Origin of the sequence: uncultured Bacteroides sp., assembly GCF_910585845.1 — a bacterium.
In the GTDB taxonomy this organism is placed as follows: domain Bacteria; phylum Bacteroidota; class Bacteroidia; order Bacteroidales; family Bacteroidaceae; genus Bacteroides.
The window spans coordinates 1-22,271 of record NZ_CAJUHF010000043.1 but is presented as its reverse complement, the minus strand read 5'-3'; the positions used below and the strand labels follow the sequence as shown (position 1 = coordinate 22,271).

Annotated in this window: 13 protein-coding genes; 9 read left to right on the top strand and 4 right to left on the bottom strand. The window is 52.6% G+C overall.

The features are described 5' to 3' along the window. Positions 1 to 20: 20 nt before the first annotated feature. The 6 genes from QZ323_RS11275 to QZ323_RS11250 all read left to right on the top strand — a co-directional run bounded on the left by QZ323_RS11275 (position 21) and on the right by QZ323_RS11250 (position 4,418). Complete coding sequence (locus tag QZ323_RS11275) at positions 21 to 758, top strand: YebC/PmpR family DNA-binding transcriptional regulator (protein ID WP_294634796.1); 738 nt, start codon at positions 21 to 23, stop codon at positions 756 to 758. Next, entirely contained in the window at positions 758 to 1,003 is a 246-nt protein-coding gene (locus QZ323_RS11270) for a TIGR03905 family TSCPD domain-containing protein (protein WP_294634795.1), read from the top strand. Before QZ323_RS11275 ends, QZ323_RS11270 begins: the two co-directional genes overlap by 1 nt. Positions 1,004 to 1,132: 129 nt before the next feature. Further along, positions 1,133 to 2,395, top strand: coding sequence for an Nramp family divalent metal transporter (locus QZ323_RS11265; protein WP_294634793.1), 1,263 nt, complete (start codon positions 1,133 to 1,135; stop codon positions 2,393 to 2,395). Positions 2,396 to 2,528: 133 nt separating this feature from the next. After that, positions 2,529 to 3,011, top strand: coding sequence for a C-GCAxxG-C-C family protein (locus QZ323_RS11260; RefSeq protein ID WP_294634791.1), 483 nt, complete (start codon positions 2,529 to 2,531; stop codon positions 3,009 to 3,011). Positions 3,012 to 3,078: 67 nt separating this feature from the next. Further along, entirely contained in the window at positions 3,079 to 3,909 is an 831-nt protein-coding gene (gene ispE / locus QZ323_RS11255) for a 4-(cytidine 5'-diphospho)-2-C-methyl-D-erythritol kinase (protein ID WP_294634789.1), read from the top strand. Between the two features lie 35 nt (positions 3,910 to 3,944). Then, a complete protein-coding gene (locus tag QZ323_RS11250; RefSeq protein ID WP_294634788.1) occupies positions 3,945 to 4,418 on the top strand; it encodes a hypothetical protein in 474 nt (157 codons plus the stop codon). 279 nt (positions 4,419 to 4,697) lie between these two features. On the opposite strand, the gene carB is transcribed toward QZ323_RS11250, so the two are convergent. The 4 genes from carB to glmS all read right to left on the bottom strand — a co-directional run bounded on the left by carB (position 4,698) and on the right by glmS (position 12,924). After that, on the bottom strand, positions 4,698 to 7,931 hold the full coding sequence (gene carB, locus QZ323_RS11245; protein ID WP_294634787.1) for a carbamoyl-phosphate synthase (glutamine-hydrolyzing) large subunit: 3,234 nt from the start codon (positions 7,929 to 7,931) through the stop codon (positions 4,698 to 4,700). A gap of 74 nt (positions 7,932 to 8,005) precedes the next feature. After that, entirely contained in the window at positions 8,006 to 9,160 is a 1,155-nt protein-coding gene (gene carA / locus QZ323_RS11240) for a glutamine-hydrolyzing carbamoyl-phosphate synthase small subunit (protein ID WP_294634786.1), read from the bottom strand. Between the two features lie 2 nt (positions 9,161 to 9,162). Beyond that, positions 9,163 to 11,046: an amidophosphoribosyltransferase gene (locus QZ323_RS11235; protein WP_294634785.1), complete on the bottom strand. Its 1,884-nt coding sequence runs from the start codon at positions 11,044 to 11,046 to the stop codon at positions 9,163 to 9,165. Positions 11,047 to 11,079: 33 nt separating this feature from the next. Further along, the gene (gene glmS / locus QZ323_RS11230; protein WP_294634784.1) at positions 11,080 to 12,924 is read right to left on the bottom strand and encodes a glutamine--fructose-6-phosphate transaminase (isomerizing); all 1,845 of its coding nucleotides are present in this window, start codon (positions 12,922 to 12,924) and stop codon (positions 11,080 to 11,082) included. Between the two features lie 1,196 nt (positions 12,925 to 14,120). On the opposite strand from glmS, the gene gltB reads away from it, so the two are divergent. The 3 genes from gltB to asnB all read left to right on the top strand — a co-directional run bounded on the left by gltB (position 14,121) and on the right by asnB (position 21,865). Then, on the top strand, positions 14,121 to 18,686 hold the full coding sequence (gltB, locus tag QZ323_RS11225) for a glutamate synthase large subunit (protein WP_294634783.1): 4,566 nt from the start codon (positions 14,121 to 14,123) through the stop codon (positions 18,684 to 18,686). A 48-nt stretch (positions 18,687 to 18,734) separates the two neighbouring features. Continuing rightward, entirely contained in the window at positions 18,735 to 20,078 is a 1,344-nt protein-coding gene (locus QZ323_RS11220; RefSeq protein WP_294634782.1) for a glutamate synthase subunit beta, read from the top strand. A gap of 92 nt (positions 20,079 to 20,170) precedes the next feature. Further along, entirely contained in the window at positions 20,171 to 21,865 is a 1,695-nt protein-coding gene (gene asnB, locus QZ323_RS11215; RefSeq protein WP_294634781.1) for an asparagine synthase B, read from the top strand. Positions 21,866 to 22,271: the final 406 nt, after the last annotated feature.

Genomic DNA, 22,271 nt, shown 5'->3' with positions numbered 1-22,271 from the left:
ATAATTAAAATATACGACCAATGGGAAGAGCATTTGAATATAGAAAAGCTGCCAAATTGAAAAGATGGGGTCACATGGCAAAGACCTTCACAAGACTGGGTAAACAGATTGCTATTGCCGTAAAGGCAGGAGGACCGGAACCGGAAAACAACCCGACTTTGCGTTCTATCATTGCGACCTGCAAACGCGAAAACATGCCGAAAGACAATATCGACCGAGCCATAAAGAATGCAATGGGTAAGGATCAGAGCGAATACAAAGGCATGACTTACGAAGGATACGGCCCTCACGGTATCGCTATATTCGTAGATACACTGACTGACAACACCACACGTACGGTTGCCGATGTACGTTCCGTATTCAATAAGTTCGGCGGAAACCTGGGAACGATGGGATCATTGGCTTTCCTGTTCGACCATAAGTGTATGTTCACTTTCAAAAAGAAAGACGGCGTAGACATGGAAGAACTGATTCTCGACCTGATAGATTACGATGTGGATGACGAGTTTGAAGAAGACGAAGAGGAAGGAACCGTTACGATCTATGGCGATCCGAAGAGCTATGCAGCTATCCAGAAGCATCTGGAAGAGTATGGTTTCGAAGATGTCGGCGGTGAGTTCACCTATATTCCGAACGATACGAAGGAGGTTACTCCCGAACAGCGTGAAACCATCGACAAGATGATCGAACGTCTTGAAGAGTTTGACGACGTACAGACGGTTTACACCAACATGAAACCGGAAGGAAGCGAAGAATAATGAAGTACACATATAAAACTCAGGGAACATGCAGTTCTCACATTGAGGTGGAAGTTGAAGAGAACGTGATCACTAACGTTACGTTTTGGGGAGGTTGCAACGGAAACCTGCAAGGCATTTCCCACTTGGTAAAAGGGATGCCGGTAAATGTCGTACTTGCGCGGCTGGAGGGTATCCGCTGTGGTAATCGCCTCACCTCTTGTCCGGATCAGTTGTGCCGGGCGTTGCATGAAATGGGGTTCTGATCTCCTACCCTTGTACTTTCAGAAAGCACAGTCAGCTCCGGTATCATAAAAATGCCGGAGCTTTTTTTGAACTGAAACCCACGTTCGCTTGTTCTTATCTCATAATTTTACAACATAAAACAGCGAACGATGAAAGATATTCTGAAAGACTTGAAAAGCAAGAACCACAAACGGCATCCGGGTGGTTTGGATATGTTTAAGTATATAGGTCCGGGCTTGCTGGTGACGGTAGGATTCATTGATCCGGGAAATTGGGCATCCAACTTTGCGGCAGGTTCGGAGTTTGGCTATTCTTTGTTATGGGTAGTCACGCTATCCACAGCAATGCTGATCATATTGCAGCACAATGTGGCGCATTTGGGGATTGTGACAGGGTTATGCCTGTCCGAAGCAGCGACGAAATATACGCCTAAATGGGTGTCCCGACCCATACTGGGTACGGCAGTGCTGGCTTCGATATCCACTTCGCTTGCCGAGATTCTGGGAGGTGCCATTGCATTGGAGATGCTACTGGATATTCCGATTGTATGGGGAGCGATATTGACGGCTGTTTTTGTCATGATTATGCTTTTCACAAACTCATACAAAAAGATAGAACGCTCCATCATAGCCTTTGTATCCGTAATCGGACTGTCTTTCATATACGAACTTTTCCTGGTAAAGATTGACTGGCCGCTGGCGGCAACGGGATGGGTGACACCGGCATTTCCCAAAGGAAGTATGCTGATCATCATGAGCGTGTTGGGAGCGGTGGTGATGCCCCATAACTTGTTCTTGCATTCAGAGGTGATACAGAGCCACGAATACAACAAACAGGATGACGCTTCCATACGGAGAGTTCTGAAGTATGAATTGTTCGATACGCTCTTTTCCATGATTGTCGGCTGGGCAATCAACAGTGCGATGATCCTGCTGGCTGCCGCTACTTTCTTTAGAAGCGACATTCAGGTGGAAGAGTTGCAACAGGCGAAGTCCTTGTTGGAACCTTTGCTCGGAAGCAGTGCGGCCATTGTGTTTGCCTTGGCATTGCTGATGGCAGGAATATCGTCTACCATAACCAGCGGCATGGCAGCAGGGTCCATATTTGCAGGGATCTTTGGAGAGTCGTACCACATCAAGGACAGCCATTCGCAGATGGGCGTGATTCTTTCACTGGGAGGGGCATTGCTGATGATATTTTTCATAGGCGACCCGTTCAAAGGATTGTTGGTTTCGCAGATGGTACTGAGCATACAGTTGCCGTTCACGGTTTTTCTGCAAGTGGGACTGACTTCCTCCCGCAAGGTGATGGGGCAATACGTCAACAGCAAATGGAGCAGCTTTCTGCTTTACGCCATTGCAGGTGTGGTGACAGCATTGAATATCATGCTGCTGACTTCCGGTCTGTCATAAGGCAAAAAAAAGAATATTTTCCCCTCGGCAATGTGATGTAGTCCGTAGAAATTATTATCTTAGTGGAATTATTATCTTAGTGGAATTATTATCTTATACGATTAGAATTGAAAAATAAGAAAGAGAAAGAAAGATGTTTGGAGAAAGAATTGAGAAAGCAGTAGAATTGTTCAAGAGCGGGTTCAACTGCTCCCAGTCGGTTGTCATCGCTTATGCTGACATGTACGGATTTACGGAAGAACAGGCAGCACGAATGGCAGCTTCTTTTGGCGGAGGCATAGGCCGCATGAGGCAGACGTGCGGTGCGGCGTGCGGTATGTTCCTGCTTGCCGGATTGGAAACAGGAGCGACCGATCCTAAGGACCGTGCCCAAAAAGGTGCCAACTATGCCGTAGTGCAAGAGCTTGCTGCTGAATTTAAGCGACGCAACGGCTCTACGGTCTGTGCCGAGCTGCTGGGACTTAAGAAACCGGAAGGCGTCTCCATGCCCGAAGAGCGGACCGAACAATACTATGCCAAGCGTCCCTGTGCGAAAATGGTAGAGGAAGCCGCACGCATCTGGGCAGAATACCTCGAAAGCAAACAGAGAATGCAATCACCCGACAATGCCCAATGAAAGGTACATTATAAGTTTGATTGCAGACACAACTGATATGTCGTTAACCCATTAACCTCTAAAAAGAATGATAACATTTCCGAATGCCAAAATAAATCTGGGACTGAACATTGTGGAGAAGCGTCCCGACGGATATCACAACCTGGAGACCGTGTTCTATCCGGTTCCCATAGAAGACGCACTGGAAGTAAACGTGCTGAACGAAAGCGGGAGAAAGTTCCGCCTGCATCAGGCTGGGTTGGAGATAGAAGGAGAAGCAGAAAACAACCTGGTTGTGAAAGCGTATAAACTCCTCGACGCACAGTTCGACCTGCCACCCGTAGAGATACACTTGTTCAAGCATATCCCGTCAGGAGCCGGTTTAGGAGGCGGCTCGTCCGATGCCGCTTACATGCTGAAACTGTTGAACGAGAAGTTCTGCCTGAAGCTGACGGAGGAAACTTTGGAGGAGTATGCCGCCCGACTGGGAGCGGACTGTGCCTTCTTCATCCGCAACACGCCGACATACGCCGAGGGGATAGGCAATCTCTTCTCCCCCATCCGTCTGTCGCTGAAGGGCTACCGGATTGTCTTAGTGAAACCCGACCTGTTTGTCTCCACTCGTGAAGCCTTTTCACAGATAAGGCCTCATCGGCAGGAGACGCCTCTAAGAGAAGTGATCGAACGCCCCATAGAGGAATGGAAGAAGCTCATGACAAACGATTTCGAAGAGAGTGTATTCCCCCAATTCCCTGCCATCGGAGAGATCAAGGAAAAACTCTACCGGCAAGGAGCCATATATGCCGCCATGTCCGGATCCGGTTCATCCGTGTTCGGTCTGTTCAGACCGGAAGATGACGCACTCCCGGAAGACATCTGGGGAGAAAGAGCATTCGTCTACCAAGGTATATTGAAATAACAGTAAGTATCTCTCTAAATTGATCAAAACAAACTATGGAACAACCCATCCAACTCAATGAGCACAACAAGCAGGAATACCCGCCTATGCACACCTGCGAACACATCATCAACCGAACCATGATCAACCTCTTCGGTTGCGGACGGTCTGTATCGGCACATATCGAAAAGAAAAAAAGCAAACTGGACTATATACTGGAAACAGCCCCTACGGAAGAGAGCGTGAAACGGCTGGAGGAAGCCGTCAATGCAGTAATAGCCCAAGAACTGGACGTAACCACAGCGTTCATCACCCAAGAAGAGGCATTGGGACGGTTTGACCTGAAACGATTGCCGGACGGTGCATCCGAGACGGTGCGCATAGTGAAAGTGGGCGACTATGACGAATGCCTTTGCATCGGGGCACATGTGAAGAACACGTCGGAAATAGGAACGTTCAAAGTAATCAGCCACGATTGGGACGAAGGGAACAAACGTTGGAGAATGCGTTTCAAATTGATTGCCTCATAAAACTATTTTATATAAAGGACGTACCAAATGGCATAAACAAAAAAATATTCCCGGATAAAAGACCGGAGAATTCATCTCGTGAGACGGATAAATTCCTTCCACGAGACGAAAAAATCCATCCCGTGGGATGGATTTTTTTATCTCATGAGGCGAAATTATTCGTCTCACGGGGCAAAAGAAAGACTCTCTGCAATCAAAGAAAACACTTTCCGAAACCCTAAAGTACATTTCCTATTAACCCTAAGATATATATCTCTCGCAATCAGAGAAGTATCTCTCCTATTTATATTCTGCCCACGACTTGATCGCAATGTCGTCCACACTCATCGTGCAGAAAGCATTGATAAAGGCGCTTGCCAGGCGTGCATTGGTAATCAGCGGCACATTGAGGTCGATGGCAGCACGACGAATCTTATAGCCATTATCCAACTCGCCTGCGGTGAGGTTCTTCGGGATGTTCACTACCATGTCAATCTCCTTGTTGTGCAGCATATCCAAAGCCTGCGGATACTGCCCTGCCTCACTGGGCCAGTAGACGCGGGTGTTCTCCACCCCATTCTCGGTAAGGAAGTTGCTGGAACCGCCCGTGGCAAAGATCTTATACCCCTTCTTCTGCAACATGCGGGCGGCGGAAAGCATATCCACCTTCTGCTTCGGATTGCCGGTAGAGAGGAGGATATTCTTCTCCGGGATGCGATAGCCCACGGAGAGCATGGACTTCAGGATAGCACAGGATGTATCGCTTCCGATGCAACCCACTTCTCCCGTCGATGCCATGTCCACGCCCAGTACGGGGTCTGCCTTCTGCAGACGGTTGAAGGAGAACTGACTTGCCTTGATGCCCACATAGTCCAAGTCGAAAAGGTTCTTGTCGGGCTTCTGCACGGGGAGGCCGAGCATGACTTTCGTAGCCAACTCAATCAGGTTTATCTTCAGCACCTTGCTGACGAACGGGAAGCTGCGCGAAGCACGCAGGTTACACTCGATGACTTTGATGTCATTCTCACGCGCCAGATACTGGATGTTGAACGGACCGGAAATGTTCAGTTCGCGGGCGATCTCGCGACTGATGCGCTTGATGCGGCGGACGGTCTCTACATAGAGTTTCTGTGGCGGGAACTGTATGGTGGCATCGCCCGAATGCACCCCGGCAAACTCAATATGCTCGGAGATGGCGTACGCCACGATTTCGCCGTTCTGTGCCACAGCATCCATTTCCACCTCCTTGGCATGCTCTATGAACTGGCTGACCACCACCGGATGTTTCTTCGATACGTTGGCTGCAAGCTGAAGGAAACGTTCCAGCTCTTCCTGGTTGGAGCAGACGTTCATTGCCGCTCCGGAGAGCACGTACGAGGGGCGCACCAGCACAGGGAAACCTACCTCTTCTACGAAGCCGTTGATGTCGTCCATGCTCGTCAGCTCGCGCCAGCGGGGCTGGTCGACGCCGATGCGGTCCAGCATGGCGGAGAACTTCTCGCGGTCTTCGGCGTTGTCGATGCTACGGGCGGAGGTACCGAGGATGGGCACTTCCTGTGCATCCAGTCGCAGGGCGAGATTGTTGGGTATCTGACCTCCTGTAGAGACGATGACACCGTGCGGGTTCTCCAGGTCGAGGATATCCATCACGCGCTCAAAGGTAAGCTCGTCGAAGTAGAGACGGTCGCACATGTCGTAGTCGGTAGAGACGGTTTCGGGATTATAGTTGATCATGACGCTGCGATACCCTTCCTTGCGGATGGTGTTCAATGCCTGCACACCGCACCAGTCGAACTCAACCGACGAGCCGATGCGGTAGGCACCTGAACCCAGCACGACGATAGATTTGCGGTCGCCCAGATAGTGGACGTCATGGGCAGTGCCGCTATACGTCAGATAGAGGTAATTGGTCTGTGCGGGATATTCGGCTGCAAGGGTATCGATCTGCTTCACTACCGGAAGAAGGCCGATACGCTTACGGTAATTGCGCACATAGAGGATGCCGTCTTCCATATCCCCCTCGTAACCGATGGCACGGGCTATCTGGAAGTCGGAAAAGCCCTGTTCCTTTGCCTTACGGAGCAAAGAGGTAGGAACCGAAGAGAGCGGAGAGTGGAGAGTTGCAAAAGTGTGCAACTCCTTCGAGGTATTCATGATGTTCATCAACTTCTCGAGAAACCACTTGTCGATCTTCGTCAGGTCGTGCACCTGGTCAACGGTATATCCCGCACGGAAGGCTTTTGAAATGACGAAGATACGCTTGTCTGTCGGTTCGCGCAGTGCCTTGTCGATGTCGGCAATGACGAGTTCCTTGTTCTCCACAAAGCCGTGCATGCCCTGTCCTATCATTCGCAAGCCCTTCTGTATGGCTTCTTCGAAGGTGCGCCCGATCGCCATCACCTCACCCACCGACTTCATTGAGGAACCAAGTTCCTTGTCCACTCCGTGGAACTTGCCTAAGTCCCAACGGGGAATCTTGCAGACTACGTAGTCCAGTGCAGGCTCGAAGAAGGCGCTTGTGGTCTTGGTCACGGAGTTCTTGAGGTCGAACAGTCCGTAGCCCAGTCCGAGCTTGGCGGCGACAAAGGCAAGCGGATAGCCTGTGGCCTTGGATGCCAATGCCGAAGAACGGCTCAAGCGGGCGTTTACTTCAATCACCCGATAGTCCTCGCTCTCAGGGTCGTAGGCATACTGCACGTTACACTCTCCCACAATGCCGATGTGACGGATGATGCGGATGGCAAGTTCGCGCAGCTTATGGTAATCGGTATTCGACAGCGTCTGCGAAGGGGCGATGACGATGGATTCACCGGTATGGATGCCGAGCGGATCGAAGTTCTCCATGTTGCAGACAGTGATGCAGTTGTCGAAACGGTCTCTCACCACTTCATATTCCACTTCCTTCCAGCCGCGCAAGGACTTCTCTACGAGCACCTGCGGAGAGAAGGAGAAGGCTTTCTCGACCAGCACATTCAGTTCCTCTTCGTTGTCGCAGAAGCCTGAGCCCAGTCCACCGAGCGCGTATGCGGCACGCACGATGACCGGATAGCCCAGCATGGCGGCTGCGCGACGGGCGTCATCGGCATTCTCCACCGCTTCGCTCCGGATGGTCTTCACTTGGATCTCATTGAGTTTCTGCACAAAGTACTCGCGGTCTTCCGTATCAATGATTGCCTGCACGGGAGTACCCAGCACCTTCACGCCGTACTTCTCGAAGATGCCGTCCTTATAGAGGGAGACACCGCAGTTCAGTGCCGTCTGCCCGCCGAAGGCAAGCATGATGCCGTCCGGACGCTCCTTGTCTATCACCTTCTCTACGAAATAGGGAGTGACGGGCAGGAAGTAGATCTGGTCGGCAACCCCTTCCGAAGTCTGCACGGTGGCAATGTTAGGGTTGATAAGGATGGTCTCTATCCCCTCCTCTTTCAATGCTTTAAGCGCCTGGCTGCCGGAATAATCGAACTCTCCTGCCTCACCTATCTTCAGTGCTCCGGAACCGAGCAACAGGACTTTCTTTATATTGCTTTCTTTCATTGTCTTTTTCTTACTAATCGTTTCAAAAACTTGTCTTTACAGTTTCACAAACTTGTCCGGACAATCCCACTGGCTTATCCTAACAGTTTCACAAACTCATCGAACAGAAATTCCGTGTCCGTCGGTCCGCTGGCAGCTTCCGGATGGAACTGTGCGGAGAACCAAGGGTTCCGCTTGTGCCTGATGCCCTCGTTGGAGCCATCGTTCATATTGATGAAGAGCGGTTCCCAGTCTGCCGACAACGTGCTGTTGTCCACCGCATAGCCGTGGTTCTGCGAGGTGATGAAGCAGCGCTCCGTACCCACCATCCGTACCGGCTGGTTATGGCTGCGGTGACCGTACTTCAACTTATAGATCTTCGCCCCGCCTGCCTTGCTCAGCAGCTGGTTTCCCATGCAGATGCCGAAGATAGGCAGTTTCTCATTCGCCATTGCCTTGCGGATGTTCTGCACGGCGGCATCGCAGGTATCGGGGTCGCCCGGGCCGTTGCTGATGAAGAGTCCGTCGAATGCCAAGCCGTTGTAGTCGTAATCCCAAGGCACGCGAACGACCTCCACTCCGCGCTTCAGTAGGCAGCGGATGATGTTGCTCTTGACGCCACAATCCACGAGAAGCACAAGCTTCTTGAGGGGAGAATGGAGGACTGAGAGCTGAGCGTTGAGTTGGGCGATGGGGGTATCGGTACTGAGGCGGTGGCTTTCGGTGCCGTTGTAGAAGATAAGGTCCTTGCAACTGACTTTATCCACATAGTTGATTTCGCCGTAACATTCCGGCTTCACGCTTTCGTCTTCCGCCTCGTCGTCAAAGACAATACGCCCCATCATGACGCCATGTTCGCGCAGCACCTTGGTCAACTCGCGCGTGTCGATGCCCGTGATGCCCGGCACCTGTTCGCGTTTCAGCCAGTCACCCAGGCTCTCTACGGCATTCCAGTGACAGAAGTTCTCCGAATAATCGCTAACGATAATAGCTTCCGCATGAATGTGTTCACTCTCCATGAAGGTGGGTATCCCGTCTGCTTCGAAGGTAAAGGGAGGCACACCATAGTTGCCCACCAGAGGATAGGTGAGCGTCATCAATTGTCCAGCGTAAGAGGGGTCTGTAAGGCTTTCGGGATATCCCGTCATTGCAGTATTGAAGACCACCTCTCCCGCTACCGGCTTTTCGTAGCCGAACGACTTACCGTGGAAGCGGCTCCCGTCGTCGAGGATAAGAGTTACATTTCTCATATTTAAAACTGATAGACTTGTTCGATATAATTAATAAAGGCATTGTTCAGCAGTTTCACCCCGCCCGGCGTGGGATAGTCGCCGCTAAAGTACCAATCACCCGTGTGCATGGGGCAGGCTTCGCGCAAGCCCTGCAAGGGTTGGTAGACGATTTCCACTTTGGCACGTGTGTCTTCGGGCGTCAGCAGTTCCACCATCTTGGCGGAGATCTCTTCGTCAGTGAAGGGAGCATAGATTTCCTTCACGTAGTTCACCATCTGCTCCTTCGGCAGTCCCACCTGGTCTTTTGCCTTGCGGTAGGCGGAGGCGATAACGTCCCGCATGTCGCGGTCCTCCAGCAGGGCGATAGCTGCCTTGAAGGCAATGAATTCGCTCATCTTCGCCATGTCGATACCGTAGTAGTCGGGATAGCGCACCTGCGGTGAAGAGGAGACGATGACGATCTTCTTCGGCCCCAGTCGGTCGAGGATGCCGATGATGCTCTGCTTGAGCGTCGTCCCGCGCACGATGCTGTCGTCAATAATGACGAGGTTGTCCACACCCGGCACGAGGCTGCCGTACGTGATGTCATAGACGTGTGCAGCCAGGTCGTTGCGGCTGTTTCCTTCAGCGATGAAGGTGCGGAGCTTGATGTCCTTGATGGCCACCTTCTCGCTACGTATGCGACGGGAGAGTATGTGCTCCAGCTCCTCCAGGTCGGGATTGTGCCCCAAGGCGGCAATCTGCTGTACCTTCTCTTCATTCAGATACTCGTCCAGCCCTTGCAGCATGCCGTAGAAGGCAACCTCGGCAGTGTTGGGGATGAACGAAAAGACGGTATGGTCCAGGTCTCCATTGATGGCTTTCAGGATGTTAGGCACCAGTTTCTCACCTAACAGTTTACGCTCCCTGTAGATGTCCGCATCACTGCCACGGGAGAAGTAGATGCGCTCGAAAGAGCAGGGCTTCACATTGCGCGGCTTGTTGATCTGCGTGAGGCGCAGTTTGCCTGCCTTGTTGATCAGCAATGCCTGTCCGGGCATCAGTTCTTTCACCTGGGCAGCAGGCACGTTGAACGCGGTCTGAATCACGGGACGCTCGCTGGCAAGCACGGCAATCTCTTCATCCTGATACCAGAAGGCAGGGCGTATGCCCCACGGGTCGCGCACGGCGAAGGATTCTCCGCTTCCGGTCAGTCCGCACATCACGTATCCACCGTCCCACTCCCGGCTTGAGGTGCGCAGCACGTTGGCAAGGTCGATGTGTTCTTCAATGTAGTGGGTCACGTCCATACCCGTCAGACCTTCCGCCTCAGCAAGGTTAAAGAGGCGTTCCGCTTCGCGGTCGAGGCGGTGTCCCACCTGCTCCAGCATGATGTAGGTGTCGGCATACTTGCGCGGATGCTGCCCGATGGCGGTGATGCGGGCAAAGATTTCGTCCACGTTGGTCATATTGAAGTTGCCGCACAGGGCAAGGTTCTTCGCACGCCAGTTGTTGCGCCTCAAGAAGGGGTGCACGTAGGAGATGCCGCTCTTTCCGGTGGTGGAGTAGCGCAGGTGTCCCATGTAGATCTCTCCGGCAAAAGGAAGCACACGTTTGGCAAAATCCGCGTCATGCAGTTCTTCGCGAGTCAGGTCTTTGAAGTGGTTGTGCACCGTATCGAATATCTCGGTGATGGCTCCCGAACCGAGTGCACGCTCACGAAACATATATTCTTCGCCCGGATTAGCCTCCAGCTTCACGCACGCCAGTCCGGCTCCTTCTTGTCCGCGGTTGTGTTGCTTCTCCATCAACAGGTAGAGCTTATTCAGCCCGTACATCCATGTGCCGTACTTCTGTTCGTAGTATTCCAGAGGTTTCAGCAGGCGTATCATGGCGACGCCACATTCATGTTTCAGTTCTTCCATTTTGAGATTTGAAGTTTTAGAGTTCTGAGATTCTTATTCCACGGTCACACTCTTTGCCAGATTACGAGGCTGATCCACGTCCATACCTTTGCACACGGCGATGTGGTAAGCAAGCAGTTGCAGCGGCACGGTGGTGATCAGGGGGTCGAGGCATTCGATGGTCTCAGGCAGCTCGATGCACGTGTCGGCTATCTGGCTGATGACCGTGTCCCCTTTCGTAACCAGGGCGATTACCTTTCCTTTGCGCGCCTTGATTTCTTGGATGTTGCTCAGCACTTTCTCATACAGTCCGTTCTGCGTAGCTATCACGACCACGGGCATTTCGGCATCTACCAGTGCGATAGGTCCGTGCTTCATCTCGGCTGCCGGATAGCCTTCGGCGTGGATGTAGGAGATCTCCTTCAGCTTCAGCGCACCTTCCAGAGCCACGGGATAGGAGTATCCGCGACCCAGATAGATGAAGTTGTGGGCATAGGTGAATATCTTTGAAAGCTCGGCAATGCTATGGTTCAGTTCCAGCACCTCTTTCATCTTTTCGGGAATGTTGCCCAACTCACGCACGATGTCCATGTATTGCTTCTCGTCGATGGTGTTCTTCTCTTTGGCAAGGGTCAGGGCAAGCATGGTGAGCACGGTGACCTGTCCGGTAAATGCCTTGGTAGATGCCACACCGATCTCCGGTCCTACGTGGATGTAGGAACCTGTATGCGTGGCACGCGGGATGGAGGAGCCGATGGCATTGCAGATGCCATAGATGAAGGCTCCGCGGTTGCGTGCCAGTTCCACAGCGGCGAGTGTGTCCGCTGTCTCTCCACTCTGCGAGATGGCAACCACGACATCGCTGCTGTCGATCACCGGGTCGCGATAGCGGAACTCGGAAGCGTATTCCACCTCCACCGGTATGCGGCACAGGCTTTCGATCAGGTGCTTTCCGATGAGGGCGGCATGCCATGACGTACCGCATGCCACGATGACGAACCTCTTTGCCGCCAACAGGCGTTCTTTATAGTCGATCACGGCGGAGAGTACGACGTTATTCCGCTCTACGTTGATGCGACCGCGCATACAGTCGTGTATGCAGTCGGGCTGCTCGAAGATCTCCTTCAGCATGAAGTGCGGGTAGCCACCCTTCTCCAGTTGTCCCAAGTTCATGGCTACGGTCTTCACTTCGTGCGGGCACTCCACGTTCTTCAGGTCCACCACTTTCAGCGGTTCGTCGCGATGTATCACGGCTATCTCTTCGTCTTCCAGATAGACCACCCGGTCGGTATACTCTACAATAGGTGTAGCGTCCGAAGCGAGGAAGAATTCATCTTCGCCGATGCCCACTACCAAGGGGCTACTCTTACGTGCCGCAATGATCTCGTCCGGATTATTCTTATCGAGCACGGCAATGGCGTAGGCGCCAATCACTTCGCGCAGGGCGAGCTGTACGGCAGTCAACAGGTCGGTGTTCTCCGATTTCAGAATAAATTCGATCAGCTGTACCAGCACTTCGGTATCGGTGCTGCTTTTGAATGAATAGCCTTTGGCTTGAAGTTTTTCTTTAAGTACGGCGTAGTTTTCGATGATGCCGTTGTGGATGAGAGCGAGACGCTCGGAAGAGGAATAATGAGGGTGTGCATTAACGGAACAGGGTTCTCCGTGAGTGGCCCAACGGGTATGGGCGATTCCGATGTTACCGGAAATATCTTTTTGAGTAACGAAAGTTTCCAGCTCCGAGACCTTGCCTTTCGTTTTGTACACGTTCAACTGTCGGTTATCACTGATTAATGCTACCCCTGCACTATCGTATCCGCGATACTCCAATCGCTTCAATCCTTTGATAAGAATGGGGTAGGCTTTCCTTTGGCCAATATAGCCTACAATTCCACACATAATCTATTCAATATTTGATTTTACGCTGCAAATATAAGCATTATCAATAACACAAAGTCAATGTTTTCACAATTTATTTATCAAAAGAACAGAGAAAACTGTTTTTCAAAGCAAGAAGTTAATAAAAACAAATACAACAAAGCAAAAGGGCTAAACTTATAAATCCATATAAAACACTCTCTTTTTCGTTTGATTATGGAAGAAAATAACAAATGATTGTTCAAAAACTATTAGAGTCTGTTTAAATTTTCTTCAAAAAGTTTTTTTTATTCAGCTTCTTTAGAGTTTCTTTTCGGTCTGTTTTCCTCTCTTTATTCGTCACATAGCCCGCTATGCTCCTCATAAAAATAGAAAAACATCCTCAAAAAGAACTCTCAAAAGAAGGCTGAACAAAATTTAAACAGGCTCTAAGATTGTAACTTTTCATTTTGACACTTTTCATTTTCCAACGCGTGAGAATCGTGTATTTACCAACGACTGTAAGCGTGAATGAAAATACGCGAATGAAAAATCATAGTATGCAGTTTATCAGCACGATACATAAATGCTGACATTTAAAATAGAGTGAAATCACCCTTGCGGAAGAGAGTACAACAGAAATTCCTGGGATCTTTACTGAAAAACCAATAGATTTTGACTGAAAACTCGCCAGGTTTTCAATCTAAAAGCGTCGTGTTTTCAGTAAAGATCCGCCAGGTTTCCAGTCAAAAAGCGCCAGGTTTTCTATCAAATCCCATCGCTTTTTCGGCATAAAGCGCCTTAAAAACGAAAAAACATGTAATTATACTGTATGAACACAAAAAGGATATTCAAACTAACTTCTAAAACCACCTTATTTATATATAGGGAGAGATAGGGAAACAAGCTTAACTCATACTTTATGATACCCAAACAAAAATAAAACCATCTTTTTGTCTTCCTAAACAGATTTCGGAAATGACGCGCGGGAAGAAACAAGGATGATCGTATTCAACGCCACAAAGTTACTATATAAAACAAAAACAGGTTAATTCAGTTTCTATATGAAAGAAAAATATTAATATACGCGACAATCTAACACATACACACCCATCATTGTTATTTTACCACTCACAAAAGCGACACACGCCATACCAATTTGATACAAAATATATAATTTTGCCGAACATTATAACACAAAAACAGAAGATATAATGAAATAAAGCAAATATAAAAAGATGAAAGAAGAACATTTTAACAACAAAACAAAGGAAAGAACCTGTCCGCAAGAGACCGGACATCAGCAACAGTTCGTCAGCCGGAGACAACCCCGGCAGATGGGCCTGTATGATGCCGACAACGAACACGATGCCTGCGGCGTAGGTATGCTGGTGAACATCCACGGAGGCAAGTCGCATGAACTGGTGGAATCGGCACTCAGGGTACTGGAGAACATGCGTCATCGCGGTGCGGAAGGCGCGGACAACAAGACCGGAGACGGAGCAGGAATCATGCTGCAAATCCCCCACGAGTTTATCCTACTGCAAGGCATCCCCGTGCCCGAGAAGGGGAAATACGGCACCGGACTGCTCTTCCTCCCCAAAGACGCGAAAGACCAGTCCGCCATACTGAGCATCATTATCGAAGAAATCGAGAAAGAGGGACTGACACTGATGCACCTGCGCAACGTCCCCACCTGTCCCGATATTCTGGGTGAAGCCGCCCTCGCCAACGAGCCTGACATCAAACAGATCTTCATCACCGGATTCGCAGACAGCGAAACGGCCGACCGCAAGCTATATATAATAAGGAAAAGAATAGAGAACCGCGTGAGGAAGTCGGACATCCCCGCAAGGGAGGATTTCTACATCGTCTCACTCTCTACCAAGAATATCGTCTACAAGGGAATGCTCTCTTCACTGCAACTGCGGAACTACTTCCCCGACCTGACCAACAACTACTTCACCAGCGGACTGGCACTGGTGCACTCCCGTTTCAGCACCAACACCTTCCCCACCTGGGGGCTGGCGCAGCCTTTCCGCCTCCTGGCGCACAACGGTGAAATCAACACCATCCGCGGAAACCGTGGCTGGATGGAAGCACGCGAAAGCGTCCTGTCCACCCCCAACTTGGGCAACATCAAAGAGATACACCCCATCATACAGCCGGGCATGAGCGACAGTGCCTCGCTGGACAACGTGCTTGAGTTTCTCGTCATGTCGGGTATGAGCCTGCCACACGCTATGGCTATGTTAGTGCCGGAATCGTTCAATGAAAAGAACCCCATCAGCGAAGACCTGAAAGCCTTCTACGAGTACCACTCCATCCTGATGGAGCCGTGGGACGGTCCTGCCGCCCTGCTCTTCAGCGATGGACGCTTTGCCGGCGGCATGCTGGACCGCAACGGTCTGCGTCCGGCACGCTACCTCATCACACATAACGACATGATGGTAGTAGCAAGCGAAGTCGGAGTCATGGACTTCGAGCCGGGGGAAATCAAGGAGAAGGGACGGCTGCAACCGGGGAAAATCCTGCTTGTGGACACCGAGAAAGGGGAAATCTACTACGACGGCGAACTGAAACGGCAGCTTGCCGAAGCCAAGCCCTACCGCAACTGGCTGGCTACGAACCGCATCGAACTGGACGAACTGAAGAGCGGCCGCAAAGTGGAACACACCGTACCGGAGTACGACCGCATGCTGCGCGTCTTCGGCTATTCCAAAGAGGACGTCGAACGGATCATTATCCCCATGTGTACCACGGGAGCCGAACCCATCAACTCGATGGGTAACGACACGCCGCTTGCCGTGCTCTCCGACAAGCCGCAGCTGCTGTACAACTACTTCCGCCAGCAGTTCGCGCAGGTCACCAATCCGCCCATCGACCCCATACGCGAAGAGTTGGTCATGTCGCTGACGGAATACATCGGCGCCGTAGGCATGAACATCCTCACGCCCAACGAGAGCCATTGCAAGATGGTACGCCTCAATCACCCCATCCTGAGCAATGCCCAGCTGGACATCCTCTGCAACATCCGCTACAAAGGCTTCAAGACCGTGAAGCTGCCCATGCTGTTCGAGGCTGCCAAGGGGCGTGCCGGACTACAGGAGACCATCGCCTCCCTCTGCAAGCAGGCGGAAGCCTCCGTCGACGAGGGCGTGAACTACATCGTGCTGACCGACCGCAACGTGGACGACACGCATGCCGCCATCCCTGCATTGCTTGCCGTCAGTGCCGTCCACCATCATCTGATCTCCGTAGGGAAGCGCGTACAGACAGCGCTTGTCGTGGAGAGCGGCGAGATACGCGAGGTGATGCATGCCGCCCTGCTGCTGGGCTTCGGTGCCAGTGCACTGAATCCGTACATGGCATTTGCCGTGATAGACGCGCTCGTGGCGAAACAGGAGATACAGCTGGACTACGCCACGGCAGAGAAGAAATACATCAAGGCCATCTGCAAAGGTCTGTTCAAGATCATGAGCAAGATGGGCATATCGACCATACGTTCCTACCGGGGCGCCAAGATATTCGAGGCCATAGGCCTGAGCGAGGAGCTGAGCAACGCCTACTTCGGCGGCATAAAATCCACCATCGGCGGAATCCGTCTGGACGAGGTGGCACGCGACGCCCTTGCCTTCCACGACCGGATGAAGCACGCGACACCGGACAACCCGCTACTGCCCAACAACGGGGTCTACTCCTTCCGCAAAGACGGTGAGAAGCACGCATGGAATCCGGAAACCCTCTCTACCCTGCAACTGGCCACCCGGCTGGGCAGCTACAAGAAGTTCAAGGAGTTCACCCGGCTGGTGGACGGGAAAGAGAGCCCCATCTTCCTGAGGGACTTCCTCGACTTCCGCCGCAATCCGATTCCCTTGGAGCGCGTGGAACCTATAGAGAATATCATGCGGCGTTTCGTGACGGGTGCCATGAGCTACGGCTCCATCAGCAAGGAGGCGCACGAGGCAATAGCCATCGCCATGAACCGGATACATGGCCGCAGCAACACCGGCGAGGGCGGAGAAGACAGTGCGCGGTTCGTTCCCCGCGAAGACGGCACTTCGCTGCGCAGCGCCATCAAACAGGTGGCATCGGGACGTTTCGGCGTAACCACCCACTATCTGGTGAACGCAGACGAGATACAAATCAAGGTGGCACAGGGCGCCAAGCCGGGCGAAGGCGGACAGCTGCCGGGCTTCAAGGTGGACGAGGTGATAGCCAAGACCCGCCACTCCATACCGGGCATCTCATTGATTTCTCCCCCGCCCCACCATGACATCTATTCCATCGAAGACCTTGCCCAACTTATCTTCGACCTGAAGAACGTGAATCCCCGTGCCAAAATCAGTGTGAAGCTGGTAGCGGAAAGCGGCGTAGGCACCATTGCCGCCGGTGTGGCGAAGGCGAAGGCAGACCTCATAGTCATCTCCGGCGCCGAGGGAGGAACGGGCGCTTCGCCTGCCTCCAGCATCCGCTATGCCGGCATCTCGCCCGAATTGGGACTGAGCGAGACGCAACAGACGCTTGTGCTGAACGGCTTACGCGGACAGGTGATGTTGCAAGTGGACGGACAGCTGAAGACGGGCCGCGACATCGTACTGATGGCCATGCTGGGTGCCGAAGAGTTTGGCTTTGCCACCAGTGCGCTGATTGTATTAGGATGCGTCATGATGCGCAAGTGCCATCAGAACACCTGCCCCGTAGGCGTAGCCACGCAGAACGAGGAACTGCGCAAGCGTTTCCACGGAAGGAGCGAGTACTTAGTGAACTTCTTCACCTTCCTGGCGCAGGAGGTTCGCGAATACCTTGCCGAAATCGGCGTGGAGCGGATGGATGACATCATCGGACGGACGGACCTGATCATCAGGAAAACGCAGGAATATCCCCTGCTCGACTTCTCCAAACTCTTGGCACGCATCCCCAACGATGCCGCCATACACCACGTCATCGACCAGCAACATGGCATCGACCACGTGAAAGATGTGGAAATACTGCATGCCGCCGCCGAAGCGCTGGATAACCAGAAGGAGGTCTCACTGGAGTACACCATCGCCAACACCGACCGCGCCTGCGGTGCCATGCTCTCCGGAGCCATAGCTGCCAAGTACGGCGAAGAGAGCTTGCCCGCCCACACGCTGAACGTGAAGTTCAAAGGTTCGGCAGGACAAAGCTTCGGTGCCTTCCTCGTGCCGGGTGTCAGTTTCAAGCTGGAAGGCGAGGCGAACGATTACCTGGGCAAGGGACTGTCGGGCGGACGCATTGCCGTTCTGCCTCCCGTACGCAGCAACTTCCAGGCAGAGAAGAACACCATCGCCGGAAATACCCTGCTCTATGGGGCTACCAGTGGCGAGGTGTACATCAACGGACATGTAGGCGAACGTTTCGCCGTCCGCAACTCCGGTGCTATAGCCGTAGTGGAAGGCGTGGGCGACCATTGTTGCGAATATATGACGGGCGGACGTGTCGTCGTGCTGGGTTCCACCGGTCGCAACTTCGCAGCCGGCATGTCGGGCGGCGTGGCTTACGTATGGAACAAAGACGGTAACTTCGATTATTTCTGCAACATGGAGATGGTGGAGCTTTCGCTCATCGAAGAGGCCTCATACCGTAAGGAGCTGCACGAGCTTATCCGCCAGCACTACCTCTACACAGGCTCCAACCTTGCCCGCACGATGCTCGACGACTGGAACCGCTATGCCGATGAGTTCATCCAGGTGGTTCCCATCGAATACAAGAAAGTATTGCAAGAGGAACAAATGAGGAAGCTGCAACAGAAGATTGCGGAAATGCAAAGAGATTACTGATGAATAAGCATTTATCATCCATCAACTATCATTATTATCTATCATAAAATGGGAAATCCGAAAGCATTCTTAACCATACCACGACAGGAAGCGGGTTACCGCCCTGTCCACGAACGCATCACCGACTTCAGTCAGGTGGAGCAGACCTTAAACAGTCACGACCGCAAGTTGCAGGCATCACGCTGCATGGACTGCGGTGTTCCCTTCTGCCACTGGGCATGCCCGCTCGGCAACAAGCAACCTGAATTTCAGGATGCACTCTATAAAGGTAAGTGGCGCGAGGCATACAAAATACTGTCCGCCACCAACGACTTCCCCGAATTCACGGGACGCATCTGTCCCGCCCTCTGTGAAAAGTCGTGCGTACTGAAGCTCTCCTGCGACGCCCCCGTCACCATCCGCGAGAACGAAGCTTCCATAGCCGAAGCCGCCTTCCGCGAAGGGTATGTCGTCCCTGTCCGTCCCGAGCGCAACGGTAAGCGGGTAGCCGTCATCGGTGCAGGTCCCGCCGGCCTGTCTGCCGCCTGCCGCCTGAACGCAAAGGGCTACTCAGTGACCCTCTTCGACAGGCAACCCCGACCGGGAGGCTTGCTGCGCTACGGCATCCCCAACTTCAAACTCGACAAAGCCGTGATAGACCGCCGCATGAAGGTGCTCGAAGCAGAAGGCATACAGTTTGAGATGGGCGTGACGATAGACACACAGCACCTGCCCGACGGCTTCGACGCCTACTGCATCTGCACCGGAACCCCGCAGGCACGAAACCTCGACATCCCCGGACGTGAGCTGAAGGGCATCTACTTCGCCCTCGACATGCTGTCGCAGCAGAACAGCATCCTCGACGGGGAGACCTTCACGAAAGAGGCTTTAGTAAACGCCAAGGGCAAGAAAGTGCTCGTCATCGGCGGTGGAGACACCGGCTCGGACTGCATCGGTACAAGTATCCGTCAGGGCGCTGCCAGCGTGACACAGATAGAGATCATGCCGCAACCGCCCGTAGGCCACAACGAAGCCACGCCCTGGCCGCAATGGCCCGTCGTGCTGAAGACCACCTCGAGCCACGAAGAGGGCTGCATCCGCCGCTGGAGCCTCGCCTCCAACCGCTTCATCGGGAAGAACGGCAAGGTGTGCGGCGTAGAAGTGGAAGAAGTGGAATGGATAGCCTCTCCGGACGGTGGACGCCCCACCATGAAGCCCACGGGCAAGAACGAGGTCATCGAGGCCGACATGGTGCTTTTGGCAATGGGCTTCCTGAAACCGCAGCAGCCGGAGTTTCCCGCCAACGTATTCGTAGCCGGAGACGCAGCCAACGGTGCCAGTCTCGTAGTCCGTGCCCTTGCCGACGGTAGGAAAGTTGCCCAAGCCATAGACTCCTACCTCCAGAGCCTCTGAGAATAGTCCCCAAAATCACCAACCCCCAATTGCCAGTAATAATTGTCAATTATCAATTGTCAACTGTCAATTGCAAATAATCATCTACTGATATGTGTGGAATAGCAGGCATATTCAATATCCGCTCCCAGTCACAAGAACTGAGAAGCAAGGCGCTGAAAATGGCGCAGAAGATACGTCACCGCGGTCCGGACTGGAGCGGTATCTACGTAGGCGGCAGTGCCATCCTGGCACATGAACGCCTCTCCATCGTCGACCCCGAAAGCGGTGGACAACCCCTCTACTCGCCCGACGGCAGGCAGGTCCTTGCCGTGAACGGCGAAATCTATAACCACCGCGAGATACGTGCCCGTTATGCTGGGAAGTACGCCTTCCGGACAGGCTCGGACTGCGAGGTCATTCTTGCCCTCTACAAGGACAAGGGTATCGACTTCCTCGAAGAACTGAACGGCATCTTCGCCTTCGCCCTTTATGACGAAGAGACCGACGACTTCCTGATCGCCCGCGACCCCATAGGCGTCATTCCTCTCTACATCGGCCATGACCAAGAGGGGCACATCTACGTAGGCAGCGAACTGAAAGCCCTTGAAGGCTTCTGCGACGAATATGAGCCGTTCCTTCCCGGACACTACTACCGGGGTAGTGAAGGCAAAATGCAACGCTGGTACAAACGCAACTGGACCGAATACAGTGCCGTAAAGGGTAACGACACCGCTCCCCGCCATGCCACAATGCAAGAAACAGAAAGCATCAGGCGCTCCCTCGAAGCCGCCGTGCAACGCCAACTCATGTCCGATGTCCCTTATGGAGTGCTCCTGTCGGGCGGGCTCGACTCTTCCGTCATCTCTGCCATAGCGAAGAAGTATGCCCACAAGCGCATCGAGACAAATAGCCAGAGTGAAGCCTGGTGGCCACAACTCCACTCCTTTGCTGTCGGGCTACGCGGAGCACCGGACCTGAGCAAGGCACGTGAAATGGCCGAATACATCGGTACTGTCCATCATGAAATCAACTATACCCTGCAGGAAGGTCTCGACGCCCTGCGCGATGTCATCTACTTTATCGAGACCTACGACGTCACCACCGTCCGCGCTTCCACACCTATGTATCTGCTGGCACGCGTCATCAAGAGCATGGGAATCAAGATGGTGCTCAGCGGTGAAGGTGCCGACGAGGTGTTCGGCGGATATCTCTACTTCCACAAGGCGCCCACCCCGCAGGCCTTCCACGAAGAGACTGTCCGCAAACTCTCCAAGCTGCACCTGTACGACTGCCTGCGTGCCAACAAGAGTCTTTCCGCATGGGGAGTGGAAGGCCGTGTGCCTTTCCTCGACAAGGAGTTCCTGGACGTAGCCATGAGCCTGAGCCCTGCCGTTAAGATGTGTCCCGGACGCGAGGTGGAGAAACGCATTGTCCGCGAAGCCTTCGAGGGCCTGTTGCCCGAAAACGTGGCCTGGCGGCAGAAAGAGCAGTTCTCCGACGGTGTGGGCTACAGCTGGATCGACACCCTGAAAGCCGTCACCTCCGCCGCCGTCAGCGACCGGCAGATGGAACATGCCGCGGAACGCTTCCCCATCAACCCGCCGCAGAACAAGGAGGAATATTACTACCGCTGCATCTTCGAAGAGCACTTCCCCAGCCAGTCGGCAGCCCGCAGCGTACCCAGTGTGCCCAGCGTGGCATGTTCCACCGCCGAAGCACTCGCCTGGGATGCCTCGCTGCAAGGAAAGAACGACCCGAGCGGACGCGCCGTAGCGGGAGTGCATGAAGCGGCATACAATTCATGACGTGCCGGGATATTCTCATTCCTACCCCATAAAATCTTTCATTGTATCATGGCACTTCTATTCGTAGGAATTAATTAAAGGAGTTAAAGCCGATACTCTTATGCATAATATCATTGCAGGAGTATTGGCTTTAACTCTTAAGTCAACTTGTCTGCTGATAACTCCTTTAGAGCCTGTTTAAATTTTGTTCAGCCTTCTTTTGAGAGTTCTTTTTGAGGATGTTTTTCTGTTTTTATGAGGAGCATAGCGGGCTATGTGACGAATAAAAAGAGGAAAACAGACCGAAAAGAAACTCTAAAGAAGCTGAATAAAAAACTCTTTGAAGAAAATTTAAACAGGCTCTTAACTCCTGGTAACTATTCAGCGAATCGAATACAATCATGTTGGTCAGCAACAATTTTAGAAT